Annotated in this window: 13 protein-coding genes and 1 riboswitch; of the genes, 8 read left to right on the forward strand and 5 right to left on the reverse strand. The window is 59.8% G+C overall.

All coding sequences use genetic code 11. From position 1 onward, the window contains the following. The first annotated feature begins 169 nt into the window (after nucleotides 1-169). From ACORLH_RS15430 to ACORLH_RS15445, 4 genes are read left to right on the forward strand one after another with little or no spacing between them, the layout of a single operon-like run. Nucleotides 170-1780: a PAN domain-containing protein gene (locus ACORLH_RS15430; RefSeq protein WP_321829230.1), complete on the forward strand. Its 1611-nt coding sequence runs from the start codon at nucleotides 170-172 to the stop codon at nucleotides 1778-1780. Nucleotides 1781-1819: 39 nt separating this feature from the next. Then, nucleotides 1820-4324 carry a caspase family protein gene (locus ACORLH_RS15435; protein WP_321829231.1) on the forward strand — a complete coding sequence of 835 codons (2505 nt, stop codon included), beginning with the start codon at nucleotides 1820-1822 and terminating at the stop codon, nucleotides 4322-4324. 25 nt (nucleotides 4325-4349) lie between these two features. After that, complete coding sequence (locus ACORLH_RS15440) at nucleotides 4350-4730, forward strand: hypothetical protein (protein ID WP_321829232.1); 381 nt, start codon at nucleotides 4350-4352, stop codon at nucleotides 4728-4730. Next, the gene (locus tag ACORLH_RS15445) at nucleotides 4723-5349 is read left to right on the forward strand and encodes a hypothetical protein (protein ID WP_321829233.1); all 627 of its coding nucleotides are present in this window, start codon (nucleotides 4723-4725) and stop codon (nucleotides 5347-5349) included. The genes ACORLH_RS15440 and ACORLH_RS15445 overlap by 8 nt, the downstream gene beginning before the upstream one ends. 38 nt (nucleotides 5350-5387) lie before the next feature. On the opposite strand, the gene ACORLH_RS15450 is transcribed toward ACORLH_RS15445, so the two are convergent. After that, a complete protein-coding gene (locus tag ACORLH_RS15450) occupies nucleotides 5388-6257 on the reverse strand; it encodes a LysR substrate-binding domain-containing protein (RefSeq protein ID WP_321829234.1) in 870 nt (289 codons plus the stop codon). Between the two features lie 122 nt (nucleotides 6258-6379). Here ACORLH_RS15450 and ACORLH_RS15455 point away from each other — a divergent pair, with 122 nt between their 5' ends. Beyond that, a complete protein-coding gene (locus ACORLH_RS15455; RefSeq protein WP_321829235.1) occupies nucleotides 6380-7627 on the forward strand; it encodes a mandelate racemase/muconate lactonizing enzyme family protein in 1248 nt (415 codons plus the stop codon). On the opposite strand, the gene ACORLH_RS15460 is transcribed toward ACORLH_RS15455, so the two are convergent. Then, on the reverse strand, nucleotides 7609-8571 hold the full coding sequence (locus tag ACORLH_RS15460; RefSeq protein ID WP_321829236.1) for an NAD(P)-dependent oxidoreductase: 963 nt from the start codon (nucleotides 8569-8571) through the stop codon (nucleotides 7609-7611). The two genes, ACORLH_RS15455 and ACORLH_RS15460, sit on opposite strands and share 19 nt — an antisense overlap. Nucleotides 8572-8761: 190 nt before the next feature. Further along, entirely contained in the window at nucleotides 8762-9235 is a 474-nt protein-coding gene (locus ACORLH_RS15465; protein ID WP_321829237.1) for a phosphoribosyl-AMP cyclohydrolase, read from the reverse strand. A 188-nt stretch (nucleotides 9236-9423) separates the two neighbouring features. On the opposite strand from ACORLH_RS15465, the gene ACORLH_RS15470 reads away from it, so the two are divergent. Beyond that, nucleotides 9424-9906: a TspO/MBR family protein gene (locus ACORLH_RS15470; RefSeq protein ID WP_321829238.1), complete on the forward strand. Its 483-nt coding sequence runs from the start codon at nucleotides 9424-9426 to the stop codon at nucleotides 9904-9906. Nucleotides 9907-9909: 3 nt separating this feature from the next. Here the strand turns inward: ACORLH_RS15470 and ACORLH_RS15475 are convergent, their stop codons facing one another. Then, a complete protein-coding gene (locus ACORLH_RS15475) occupies nucleotides 9910-11250 on the reverse strand; it encodes a serine hydrolase (RefSeq protein ID WP_321829239.1) in 1341 nt (446 codons plus the stop codon). A 123-nt stretch (nucleotides 11251-11373) separates the two neighbouring features. Continuing rightward, nucleotides 11374-12183: a hypothetical protein gene (locus tag ACORLH_RS15480; RefSeq protein ID WP_321829240.1), complete on the reverse strand. Its 810-nt coding sequence runs from the start codon at nucleotides 12181-12183 to the stop codon at nucleotides 11374-11376. Nucleotides 12184-12311: 128 nt separating this feature from the next. Next, nucleotides 12312-12526: riboswitch (cobalamin riboswitch) on the forward strand. 101 nt (nucleotides 12527-12627) lie between these two features. Here ACORLH_RS15480 and ACORLH_RS15485 point away from each other — a divergent pair. Next, the gene (locus ACORLH_RS15485; RefSeq protein ID WP_321829241.1) at nucleotides 12628-13035 is read left to right on the forward strand and encodes a DUF1636 domain-containing protein; all 408 of its coding nucleotides are present in this window, start codon (nucleotides 12628-12630) and stop codon (nucleotides 13033-13035) included. Further along, nucleotides 13032-13811 (forward strand): ABC transporter ATP-binding protein, encoded by a 780-nt coding sequence (locus ACORLH_RS15490; RefSeq protein WP_321829242.1) that lies wholly within the window; start codon nucleotides 13032-13034, stop codon nucleotides 13809-13811. The genes ACORLH_RS15485 and ACORLH_RS15490 overlap by 4 nt, the downstream gene beginning before the upstream one ends. Nucleotides 13812-13830 lie beyond the last annotated feature (19 nt).

Genomic DNA, 13830 nt, shown 5'->3' on the forward strand with positions numbered 1-13830 from the left:
GTTCTGCAAGACCCTGCTGTCTTTAGAAAAATCACAAATCTCTGCTGAAATCCAATAAAGATTATGTTGGCTCCAAGCCAGATGGCGGCGGATCCCGGCGTAGCAGGCAAAATCGTTTGTCTTGTAAGCGTCCTCAACTTAAGCTCCGATTGATTTCAGGAGCTTGGACATGCCGTTTGCGCTCATTTTTAAAATTCTTTGCCTATTTTCCTGTGCGGCGCTGATCAGCGGCGCGGCTTATGCCAATCCCGCTTCGGAAAAGTGGACCGATATCTCGACGCGGTTCGACCCGGCTTTGGGCACCAAGGCCTGCGACCCCGAAGGCAGCCTGTGCCTTGAACTGCAATGCGCCGGCAGCGGGCTGGAGCTTTTGCTGACCAGCAATAGCGGCAAGCTGCATGGCGTTGGCGGCACGGCCGTCCTTTCGGTTGATCAACGGCCGATGCATCAGTTTTCCTGGCAAGACAGGGAGGGATCCACTTGGGAGTTGGCGTCTGATCCCAGCCTGCTGATTGACCTCACACGCCACCAGCACATCCTGCAGACTTTGCAATATGGTCAGGGTGCCACGGTCCAAACCCGCGAAGCCCTGCATGTCATTACTCTCAATGGCGCCGCTGCTGAGCTGAGCCGGGTCAGCCAGGACTGTTCCGCGATTATGGCAAGCCAACTGCGGGGCATTGATACCTTCAACGGCCGCTATGAACGCCTGTCGGATGAGGCCACCATGAACATCACCCCCGGCTCGGGCGAGGTGGATATCCGCACCTACAAAGACAGCGATCTGGTGGCCACAGATCTGCGGTCGGGACTGACAGATCCGTTTTTGCGCAACATGTCCGACGACCAATGTGAGCAGCTCTGCAAGTTAACCAAGGATTGCTGGGCCTATACCCACAATAAAAACACCTGTATCCTGAAATCACAGGCGCAGCGGGTGATCTCCCACCGTGGGGCAACCTCCGCCACGATCACCGGCACCCTTTACCGCCTGCCGCCCCCGCCGACCCAAGGGCGCGGCACCATCATTGATCGCAACACCTTTTGGCGGCCAAGCGACACGCACGACACTTGGCTGCAAAGGCTACGCGGCGCCGCGGTTTCGCAAGGCGGCAACTGCCAGCAAGAAACCAACATCGTCAAACAAGCCATTTCCGGCATGACGTTTGACATTGCCGCCGACAATTCGGTCGTCGGCCAGCCCATTCGCGTCCAGTACAAAAACATGACGCTCAGCCAACGCATTCCATCCTGGCTTATCCTGTCGTCAGAAACCCCCGCCCGATTCAGCGGCACAGGTTTTTTTGCCCTGACACCTGATGCCAAAAATCCCTTTGGTCTGTCGGCGGGCCTGGGTCGTGACCGCGCATTGGTCGCACTGGCCGCCCGTGGCGCAGGCACAGATGGCCAGATTGACGTGGTGCCCCTGCGTGCAGGCCAAACCAAAGTGACCGCCCAGATCGGCGTTTACCTGCGGGCCTGCCAGAATGAGGTGGTGTTTGACCTGGGCAAGATTGAGGTGGAAACCGCAGCAGCGCAGCCGCGTATCGTTCTGAACACACCCGCCGGTCGCAGCACCTTTCGCCATCTGGTTCATATCCCCAAGTACAAACGCGCAGCTTTCGTAACACCCCGCCGTTTCCTGCTGGTTGATGAGGCCGATGGCACCGAAATCCTGCAGCAATCGGGCAATCAGTTTCACCTGTCCCCGACCCAACGCTTCATTGCGGTTCTGAACAATCAGGCATGGGAAATCTACGATGTGATTGACGGCGCCTAGGTCGCCCGGCTGCGCAATGGCGAAGTTGGCCGTTCTGAGGTGCTATGGGCGCATGGTGACAGTTTTGCCGTCACAACAATGGCGCCCTGGGGTGAGGTGAACATCGCCTCAACCCTATGGGATGGTTTCAAAATTGAACGTCAGGTCACTGGCCCCAGCTGTTGCCCAGCGCAGCCGCGCGTCACCCGGATTGGGATTGATCTGGAAAACGCAATCTCCTCGATCTGGGGCAAGTTTGGCTTTCATGTCGGCGCGCTGCAGAACAGCAGCTTTGCCGTGTCAGAAAACGACGGCAGCGCCTATGCCTCGTCTCAGTCCGGCCATATGGCAACGCACCAGATGGCCTATAACGCCATCGGCCCTGTAGCGCCTGTGTCCTTCGACAGTTCTTTTCAGGTGGCGGGTGGCTTAACCGCCTCAACCCAAAGCAAGGATGGCTATCGGGGCACCGAACGTGATCGCGGACCCTTTGACCCGATCAAAGCCATGTCAGATCGGCTGGCCCGCGTCGGCCTGCGGCTGGACCCGATCACACCACCGGCGGCCCCCTCAGTACCTGATTTTGAAAAGCACCTGCCACGAATTGGCTTGCATCTGGCGCAGATGGTCGACGGCATCCCGGCCTATGAACGGATCAAACCGGCCAGCTTGGACCAGTTGCAGGGGCAAGTCAGACGGGTTTTGGAAACCCGTGAAGAGGATGACAGCGTCAGCCGCTACACCGACCTGCTCAGGTTGGAAGCATGGGCCAAAGGCTGGCCGCTCACCTGGCGCGATCCCGAGGGCGAAGATGGTGAACGCGAATGCTACCACCTGCAGTTTGGCGGCGAATGGACATCTGGTTCGTCTGATGATCCCGGCCCTTTGCATCTGCCACGCCGAAATCTGTTCAGCCTGACACGCATTCCCATGCCAGACGCACCGATTTGGCTGGCCTGGCATTCTTGCGAGGCTGGGGGGACCTTTGGCAGTTTGCGCGGGAATTCCATGCTTGTCATCTACGACCTGTCAAAACCCGCCCCGCGAAAATTCGAAGATGTGGTCGCAGATGCCAACGGTTTCATGGTCAACAACAGGATCCAGAAGCATTTTGAATTCCCAAGCCGCTACAAGGCCAATGAGAACGTGGTGCTCAGCCACGGGCCCGGTGCGGGGGCTTTGGCGATTTATGACCGTAAAACCCGTCGCTTCAGCCATATTGCAACAGCGTTGGAGAACGGCGATATCCTCTATGAAGCTTATGTCACAGCTGACCACCGTCACGTCATTCAGGGCAATGTAGACGGATCCTTTTACGTCTACCGGATTTCCAATGGCACCCAGATCCTCAGCGGGCGGGTTATTGAAGACGAGGTGGTGGTCTGGAACAGCAGCTTCGAATTTGATGCCTCAGCAGAGGCAGAAGCGCTGATCGACCTGACCTTCCCGGGTCAGTCAGGGCAATTCAGTCTGGACCGGTTTGGCAGCAAACTGCGCGTTGACGGGCTGGCGCGAAAAACCATGACGCTGCAGCACCTGCCGCAACCTCAGTCGCTGACGGTGCCGCCCTCCCTCAAAGGTGACATCGCGCTGGTGAATGACCGTGAAATCTCGCTGGACCTCAGGTTTGACGCTGCTCAGGTGACGCAGGTATCGATCTTTCAGGATGGCAGCCTGACCGCTCAGGTCCCTGCGGCAGAAGCGGCGGCGAAACTCACCATGCCGCGCAGCCCTGATGCGCGCTGGGTCACGGCCATTGCGGAAGACAAAAACGGGTTTGCCAGCTTGCCGGTTTCGGTTGACCTGGGGGATCCCAAAACCGCACAGGGCGCGCGGACCCATGCGGTGATCCTTGGGGTCAACACCTATCAGGATGACGCGCTGCCCTCGCTCAACTTCGCACTGCGTGATGCCGGCAAGTTTGCGCAGGCCCTGTCGGAACAAAATCAGGGGTCAGACGACCAGATCAACATGACATTGCTGAAGGACCGTCGGGCCAGCACGGAGAAGCTGCGCACGGCGATCACAGAGACCTTGGCGCAGGCGCGGGAAGGCGACCATGTGCTGTTTTACTTTGCCGGTCATGGGCTCAGGGATGCCAACGGGCGGTTTTATCTGGCGCTGTCCTCAACGGATCCGGCGAACCTGTCTGAAACCGCGGTGCCCTTTGCCGACCTGATCGAGATGTTCAAGGACAGCCCCGCCCGCATGACCGTTATTCTGGATGCCTGCCATTCCGGCAGCGCCGGGACAGGATTTTTTGCCAGCACCGATGCGGTCACCACCGATCTGGCGGATCTGGGCAGCAATGTTACGATGTTGGCGGCCTCCAAAGGGCGCGAGGTTTCAATCGAAAGCGCAGAAACTGACGGCGGGCTCTTTACCGATGCCCTTGTCGCGGTATTGTCGACGCAGCGGACGGAATTTGACCGCAATTTGAACGGGCGCATTGAAGCAAGCGAATTGTACCTTGGCGTCAAATCCAAAGTGGTTGCGCAGAGCGAAGGCAAGCAAACACCTTGGTTGATGAAGGTGAGATTGGTGGGGGATTATGTGGTTTTCTAAATCTGCGAAACTTGGGGCCATATCCGTGATTATCGCGGCAGTGATGCCGCTGCCTGCCTTGGCCAGCTGTTTCATCTGCGATGAAGTTGTTGAACTTGATGCCACCTCGGCGGCCTGTTTTACCACCGAGGCCGAGGCTTACCTGACCGCGGCAAAGTCATCCGAGCGCAAGATCGCTGAGGTGGACCTGAGCCAATGTGCTGGGGGTAGTGTTGACGCCACCCGGGGCTTGGACAGTTTTACGAAGCTGCCGTCCCCCGACGGTGCTGCGCCCGTCGCCTCGCAGGCTCGCATGGTCTATATGCTCGACCAGCAAAGCATCACCTGCCTGTCACGCATCCTGTCCGAGGCCGCGCCGGAGTTTAACCCAACAGCCGTCATCGATCTGGTGGAAGACTGTGACTGAACAATCGCCCCCCACCCAAACACATGAGGCCGTCAAAGAGCGCCCCGCTGACGAACGCCCGGCCCCCATGCCCGCACCATCATCGGACACTCCCCATCGGTTTCTGGGGCTGGATGCCTGGCGCTGGGGGGCGCTGAGCAGCTTCGTGTCTGTATTGGGTATCTTCGGGGTGCTGTTCGGGATCTATCAATACACGATGCAGCTGGAGGCGCAGCGCGCCGATCGCACGCTGGAGATGATCGAACAATGGCGCGACGATGGCTACCGGGCCAGTTTCGTCGCGCTGAGCGATGAGGTGGCGACACTTCTGGCCAGCGTGCCCGCGGCTGATCTGGCCGCCGCCAAGGCCACCCCCCGCGCGGCCGCCAACCTGCGGAGCAAGGTTCTGCGCAGGGTTCTTGGCAAAGCGGAAAATCAACAGCGCCTGGATACGGTGGTCTTCTACTTCAACAAGCTTGGCCTTTGTGTTGAGGCACGGCTGTGTTCGACCAAAACCACTGAGATCTTTTTTGGCTCAACGGTGGCAGGCTTCGTTGATGTGTTCGGGCCCGAAATAGCCGCGCGCAGGACTGCCGAGCCAGATTACGCCAGCGGGTTCCAGTTTCTTCCGGGGCAGTAGGCTGCTTGGCGCCAGCATTGCACAGGCTAACGTTTCGATCAGGCCTGCGTCATCAGCCATGCTGCAAACAGTTCAGCGGCTTCGTTCTGGCGGGCAGGCTCACGCAGGACGATGAAGAAACTGCGGGCCAGTGGCAGGCGCGCGGCATATGGCGACGCCAGCGCCGATGTGCCCCTGTAGCGCTGCAGAAACTCCTGTGAGATGATCGCGGCCCCTGCACCACCGGTGACCCATTGCAGCGCGATCAGCGAGGAATCCACCTTTGCCAGGCAGGCCGGTAGATCCCCGGGCGCCCCCAACAGCGCTGCCAACTGGGGCCAGTCACTTTCCGAACCGATGATCTGCACCGCCTGTTCGGCCAACCTCTCAAAATCGGGCGCTGTCTGCGCAGCCAATGAGGGGTGGCACACCAGTTCGGCCTGACGGTGGCCAAGGTGGCGAATATCGGCGTCAGGCCAATCGCCATGGCCAAAACGGATTTCGACATCGATATCCTCACCCTCGCTCGGGTCTGTCCACACCGCCGTTGTCACCTCCAGATCAATATCAGGGTGCTGCTGCCGGAAGGTGGGCAAAGCCGGGGCCAGCACCAATGCGGCAAAGCTGATAGAGGCATGGACCCGCAGCCGCCGTCGCGCCCCTTTGGCAAACAGGCTGCCCGTGGCCTGCTGCATCTCGGCAAAGGCCCGGGCAATTGGCTGGGCATAGGCATGGCCCATATCGGTCAGCGCCACGCCACGCGGCAAGCGGGTAAACAGCTGAACACCCAAGTGCTGCTCCAGCAGTTTGATCTGCTGACTGATCGCGGCGGGGGTCAAGTGCAGCTCCTCCGCGGCGGCAGAAAAGCTGGAGCTGCGTGCCGCCGCCTCAAAGGCGCGCAGCCAGGTCACATGCGGCAGGTGCGCCATCGCGATCCTCCTTTGGGCGATCCTATCCTCCGTTAAATATTATGCGGGCTCAGCGGGCAAAACCATTGTTTGTTTTAATGCAGCCGCAGAGTGTTAGTGAGGCATCCCAGATCGGAGCGCCCATGCAGCTGGATAAGATTGAGACCTTTGTGGTTGCCAACCCGCCCCCCCGCCACGGCGGGCGCTATTTCATATTCCTGCGCCTCACCACCACCTGCGGCATCACCGGCGTGGGCGAGATCTACAATGCGACCTTCGGGCCTGATCTTTGCGCGGCAATGGCGTTGGATATGTTCAACCGCCACTTCGCGGGCAGCGACCCACATCAGATCGAACGGCTGTGGCGGCACAGCTATGGGGCGGGGTTTACCCAGCGCCCGGACGTGACGGTGATGGGGGTTCTGAGCGGGCTCGAGATGGCCTGTTGGGATATCATCGGCAAAGCCGCAGATCGCCCGGTTTATGACCTGTTGGGCGGCAAGGTGCACGACAGGCTGCGCAGCTACACTTACCTCTACCCGGCCGAATGGGATGTCTACCCCGATCCAGAAAAGCCTAATGTTTACAACGATCCATCCCTTGCCGCCGAGGTGGCGCTGGTGATGGTCGACAAAGGGTTTACCGCGGTGAAGTTTGACCCTGCGGGGCCTTACACGATCTATGACGGGCATCAGCCACGTCTGGAGGATCTGGACCGCAGCGAAGCCTTCTGCCGCGAAATCCGCGCCGCTGTAGGCGATCGGGCGGATCTGCTGTTTGGCACTCATGGGCAGTTCACCGTCTCAGGCGCCAAACGGATGGCGCGACGTTTGGAACGTTATGATCCCCTGTGGTTTGAGGAACCGATCCCACCGGAAAACCCCACCGATATGGCGATGGTCGCGCAATCCACCGCCATCCCGATCGCCGCAGGGGAGCGGCTGTGCACCAAACATGAGTTTGCCCGGATGCTGGAGGTGGGCGCGGCCTCCATCCTGCAGATGAACCTGGGCCGGGTTGGCGGCTTGCTGGAAGCCAAGAAAATCGCTGGCATGGCCGAAACCCGGCAGGCCCAGATCGCGCCGCATCTTTATTGCGGCCCGGTTGTGGCCGCCGCCAATATCCAGATCGCCACCTGCAGCCCAAACTTTCTGATCCTGGAAAGCATTGGCACCTTTGATGGTCCCTATATGTCGGTGCTGAACAGCGAAATCGACTGGCAGGACGGCTATGTCATCCCGCCCAGCGCGCCGGGTCTGGGGATTGAGCTGAACGATGACATGATTGCGGCCAATCCCTACACCGGGTCTGAGCTGCATCTGGGCATGTCTGACAGTCCGGTACAGCCCAATGCAGCTCCTTCACGCTCCCCTCAGGTGCCGCCCGGCTGACGCCCCTGCGGCACCACCTCAAACCCCGGCGCTTCGGGTTCATCATCAACCATTTCTGCCGGAAACCCCGGCGCACGAATATCCAGACCGGTCGCCTGTTCCAGACGTTTGATGATGTTGGGGGAGAGTTCCCGTTCCCCGAACCGGGCAATGCCATCTTCAAAAATCTGCACCATCAGCGGGCTGACCTCCAGCGGCACCCCGGCCTGATCTGCGATGGCCTGAAACAAGCCAACGTCCTTTTTGACAAGATCCATGGTGAAGGAGATATCCCGGCTGCCGTTCAGGATCACCTGACTTTCGGTGACATGGGAAAACGAATTGCCCGAGCTGATCTTGATCGCCTCATAGGTGGTGTTGAGGTCCATGCCCGCGGCGGCGGCAGTGGTCAGCGCCTCAGCATTGGCGACCAGATGCACAGTGGCCAGATAGTTGGTCACCACCTTCAGGACCGAGGCCGATCCCAACGGCCCGGTATGCAGGATCCGCCGCCCCATGGTCGTCAGGATCGGCAGCACGCGTTCAAAGGTCGGGCGATCACAGCCGGCAAAAATCGCGATATTGCCGGTATCTGCACGATGACAGCCGCCGGACACCGGGCAATCCACCGCCGCACCGCCTTTCGCCGTCACCTCCGCGCCCAAGCGTTTGACGGCTTCGGCATCGGTGGTGGACATCTCCAGCCAGATCTTACCCGGCGTGACCTCAGGCAGCATCTGACGCAGCACGGCTTCGCAGGCTTCCGGTGAGGGCAGGCAGGTGATCACCACATCAAGGTCGCGCATCATCTGACGTGGCCCGTCCCCCTGCCCGGCACCGCGGGCCACAAACCCTGCGACAAGGCTGGGGTTCAGATCATGCACCGTCAGATCAACCCCGTTGCGCAGCAGAGACCCCGCCAGTTTCCCCCCGACATTGCCCAGACCGATGAAGCCGATTTTCATGAGATCCCCTTTGTTTACACCGCGCGCCATAGGTTGCGCTGGCCCGGATGTTTTCAGAAACCGAGAGGGCGCAGAAACAACGGATATGGGGGCTCAGCCCTAAGGAGAGTTAATCAAAAACGCCGCCCCCGGGCTGCGGGAGCGGCGTTATATCACAGTCGACGGACGCGGGGCGTCCAAGCGCCAAGACTTACGGCTGGTAGGGCAGTGAGGAGTGGTGCTGCACGATGCGCAGCACACCGTCGGCGTCTTTTTTATAGCCAAAGCTTTTGTCGACCTTGGTCACATTGCCGTACTTGTCGGTCAGGATGATCCAACCCATCCACATGCCAACATCGCCTTCTATGAACTCAGCCGAGGTGACGCTGTCCATCTCACGCCAGCCCTTGAGACCAAAACCGCCATCCAGCGGATAGTCATCGTCATGGCCGACGAAATAGGCCAGTGCCCCTTTGTGATCGGGGCGGAAGGTTTTGTCACCGCTGGCCAGCGTCGGCTTGAACAGGACCGGACCCAGCACATAGCCATAGGCGGCATTCAGCACACCTTCGGCCACTGGTCGCGCCGCATCGATCCCACCATCTTCATAGGCTTTGGAAATGGCAATAAGCCCCTCGCCCCAGGCTTGGCGGGCGGCGGTCAGCTCATCTTTGGTAATCGACATGCGCGTGTCCTTTCCTTTTCGCGAATTCGTGACACGTTAATTGGGGCCAAGCGCGCCACAAAGCAAGGTTTTCCAGCAGGAAAATCCCAGCCTGAAACACTCTGAAATGTTTGCCCTGTCAGTTGATCCAAAGGCGCTGCCAAGCCGTATTTGACTGTCTGAGCCAATGAATTTGCAAAGGATCCTTGATGACACCGCACACCACCTCCCCTGCTTCTGCCAATCGATGGCTGCTGTTGCCGGTGTTTCTGGTTGCGGTGATCGGCATTGGTTTTGTCATCGGCATGCTGACCGCGCCCGGCGCGTGGTACGCCGCCCTGACCAAACCCTGGTTCAATCCGCCAAACTGGCTGTTCGGTCCGGTCTGGGCGGTGCTTTATGTGATCATTGCATTGACCGGCTGGCACCTGTTCACAACCCGGCCACGCAGCGCGGAAATGCGCCTGTGGTGGGCGCAGATGGTGTTGAACTTCCTTTGGTCGCCGGTGTTTTTCGCGCTGCACCTGCCGGCGCTTGGCCTGCTGGTGATCGCCAATCTGGCGCTGGTTCTGGTGTTTTTCATCCGCCGCACCTGGGCGGCGCAGCGGATCGTGGCGCTGGGGTTCGTGCCCTACCTGGCCTGGGCCAGCTTTGCGACATTGCTGAACCTGGCAATTGTGGTGCTGAACTAAGGCTCAGTCTTCAAGCGCCGCAATCACCGCTTTGACCAGGGGCAGCTCAGAATAGCCCGTCTTGGATGGGGTCAGCCCCATCCGCAGGATCACCAGATCTCGGGATGGGAAAATGCCGATGGTTTGACCGTCATGGCCATAAAGCCAAACCGCATCCTCAAACGGGGGCTGTTCGCCCGGGGCCTCCAGCCAGAGGTGGCCCTTGGCGTAAGTCCCGCCCGAGGCCGCGGTTGGTTCAAACATCCAGTCGACAAACCCCTCAGGCACCAGCTGTGCGCCGTCCCACGCCCCCTTTTGCAGCAGGAACTGACCATAGCGCGCCCAATCCCGCGCGCTGGCATACATGTAGCTGGAGCCCACAAAGGTATCCGCCGCGTCGGTTTCCAAAATCGCTGAGGACATGCCCAAGGGATCAAACAACGCCTTGCGCGGGTAGGCCAGACTGTCTGCCCCGACCTGATCCTGCCAGATCCGCGACAACATAGTTGAGGTCCCGGAGGAGTAGTTGAATGTACGGCCAATTGCGGCCTCTGCCGGCTGCTTGGCGGTGAACCCGGCCATATCATCGTTCAGATACAGCATCTTGGTCACGTCAGAGACATCGCCGTAGCTTTCATTCCACTGCAGCCCGCTTTCCATCCCCAAGAGATCCGCGACAGTCACATCCGCCCGATCATCCTGCGCCCAAGCCGGATAGCTGGTCGCGCCCAGATCGGTCAGCGCCATGTCGCCCGATTGGATCAACGTGCCGATCAGCCCGGCGGTAACTGTCTTGGTCATCGACCAGCCCAGAAGCGGCGTCTCAGCGTCAAAACCAGCGCCATAAGCCTCGCCAATGATGCGGCCCTGATGGAGGACCAGAACGGCCCGTGCGCCCTGCCCGGTCAGCGCCGCATCTTCCAGCACGGCCTGCACCGCAGGGCTGACGTCGGCAACCTCATTGCCCTCAGGCCAGATGCCGCTGCCCGGTGCGGCAGGGTCTGCCATTTCGACAGCGGTCAACTCGGCCTCATGCAGGTTCGTGCAGCCCAGTCCCGGCCTGTATTGCGACACGGCAGGCGCAAAAAAGCCAAACACCCGCGTTTCGATCCTTTGCCGGTCCTCATCCACGCGCATGCTGATCTGTTTCAACACCGGATGCCCCGGTGCTTGCACATCAAGCGCCAGAACCTCCTCCGCATCACGACCCGCGATGAAGACATTGGAGCAGACAATCTTGGCCGAGTAATTGGTGGCAACCTTCAACAATGCAGGGGGGGAGATCGCCAGATAGCCGGCCCCAGCGACGCCCAACAGGGCCACAGTGCCCACGGCCCCTTTTAAAATCTTACCCAGTTTAGACATATGAACACCCCGGGTTGCCCCGGCCTCCCCGTCACGTGTGCGCTCACGCTACTGCCCAGAACCCGACCGGGCCACCTTTCCGTCGCGTCGACATCAGGCAACGCGACGGTGCTCAGCCCCGGGTCAAATACACCGTTTGATGTGGCGCAGCAGGGGATTCAGGAAATCGCGATCGCGCCAGTAGTTCAAGTGGCTGAGGGGGGTGAGCCCCGTTGCCAGCCCCGCGTTGATCGGATGGTCTTTGGTGACACGTTCCTTGTAGCTGTCACTCAGATCGCGCAGGGGCCAGCCCAGAACGTCGTCTTTGTCATAGTAGTTGTGCCATTCAAACTGCGGCGACAGTTTGCGGATCGGCGTGATGTCTTCGCGGTCGATACCGGCGACAAAGATCGGGATATTACAGCCGGTTGTCAGCAGTCGGTGGGTTTTGTTGCCCCGGCAAAACGCCTCTTCCTCAGGGCTGTCAAAACTTTGCGGCACGGACCAGACGCCGTTGGGCGGATCCCGTTCAGGATTGGCGTCCCACAGGTAGTTTGATACCACCTGCCCGCCCAAGGACTGCGCCACGATGATCACCCGCCGATCATCGCCATCCAAGTGGCTGTAAAGCTCACGCAGGGCATCGAGGATCTTTTGCTGGGCTTGAAAATAGGGGCTGTTGGGGCCGCTTTTCTGGGCTTCCAGACTGGCGGCGTCACAAAACCCATACAGCATGAACTGGCGCAGATCATCCCAGCGCAGCCGCCGTTTCACCTTGTTGAAATAACGGCTCTGATTGGATTGCAGGATATCCTGATAAAACACCGCCTTGGTTTCCACCCGGTCTGCCAGATCCTCACCCAGCCTGTCGCGGACCTCATCAAACAGGTCTACGGCGTAGTCGTTATCTGTATTGCCCATGCCATGCAGGGTCAAAATCCCTAAACGTGCCATTCGGCGCCTCCTGAAAAATATGAAAAGAATGCCCCCATTTCAAAAACCGAACCGCGCCCTGTCAAGGGCAACTGCCCCAGCCAAATCCTGACGCTGCATTCTGCTGCTTGACATCTTGTAACCAAAACGCGAACTCTGTGCGCGATGGTTCCCGGGCGCAAAGCGCATATCCGGGATGAAAAGGGAACACGGTGCGGTGTAGCCAACAGGCGCCAATTCCGTGACTGCCCCCGCAACTGTAAGCGGTGCGCAACCCCCGTAGACCACTGGGCCAATGGCCTGGGAAGGTGGGGGGAGCCTTAAGCCGCAAGTCAGGAGACCTGCCATCTGAACCGTAACTCAAACCGGGCGGGGTGTCCTGGAAGGAGGCCAAGATGGCTATACCGGCGTTTGCCGTAGACATATTCGGCTTTGCACGACCCTCGCATCCGCGCGGAGGGCGCTATGAACCGGACCACATCACACAGAATTACAGTATGCACATCCTGTCGTCATACGGGCGAGGCCTGTCGCCCCGGCTATCAGCTGATTGAACGGCTGCGCAGCGCCATCGCCCTGGCCGGCGACAGTGTTGCCGAGGATTTTGAAGTTTCAGGCACCGCCTGTATGGCGGCCTGTAAACGCGCCTGCACCGTGGCCTATCATGGCACGCGCAAGGCCTCGTACCTGTTTGGTGACATCGATCCTGATGAAGATGTCGCTGATCTGGTGGAATTTGCCCGCCAATATGCGGTCCTGCACGACGGCTGGTGCAGCTCGGTCGATCGTCCGGGCAAACTGCGGCGCACCACATTGGCGCGGATCCCCGCCACCTTCATGGCGATCGAGGACAGTCTGGAGCCGGTGTCATGAGTGCGCGTCTGGCTGTTGAAAACGTCACATGGGGGCCCCGCAAACGCAGCCCGCTGGTCTTGCAGGACACCTCCTTTGACGTGCCTGCGGGTCAGGTGCTGGGCATTGTTGGCCCCAATGGCGCGGGGAAAACCACATTGCTGCGGCTGATCTATGGCTACAATCGCCCCAGCAGCGGGCAGGTGTTGATCGACGGGCAATCCACCTCACAAATGCCGCCCCGGGCACTGGCGCGCAAGGTGGCGGCGGTGTTGCAGGAACAACCAACCGACTTTGCCTTGTCGGTGCGTGAAATCGTGGCGCTTGGCCGGGTGCCGCATCGGCTGGGCCTGTCGACCCCCGGCCGCAAAGACGCCGAGGTGATTGCGGCGGCCCTGTCCCGCATGGATCTGCATGGCTTTGCAGATCGCACCCTCTCCACCTTGTCGGGCGGCGAACGCCAGCGGGTGATGGTGGCCCGCGCCCTGGCGCAGGAACCGCAGATCCTGGTGCTGGATGAACCGACGAACCATCTGGACATTCGCCACCAGCTGGAGGTGCTGCAGCTGATCCGGGATCTGGATCTGACCATTGTCACATCGCTGCATGACCTCAATCTGGCCGGCGCGGTCTGTGATCAGGTTCTGGTGCTGAAACGGGGGCAGGTCCAAAGCTACGGACCGCCCCAATCGGCCCTGGGCGAAATACTGGTGTCTGAAACCTTCGCGGTGGATGCCAAACGGGAGGAGCTGAGCTTAAGCCGACGCTCCCACCTGTCTTTCCAACTTCCAAACTAATTCAAACAACAGGAAAATC

Origin of the sequence: Thalassovita sp. (genome assembly GCF_963691685.1) — a bacterium.
Taxonomy (GTDB): domain Bacteria; phylum Pseudomonadota; class Alphaproteobacteria; order Rhodobacterales; family Rhodobacteraceae; genus Thalassobius.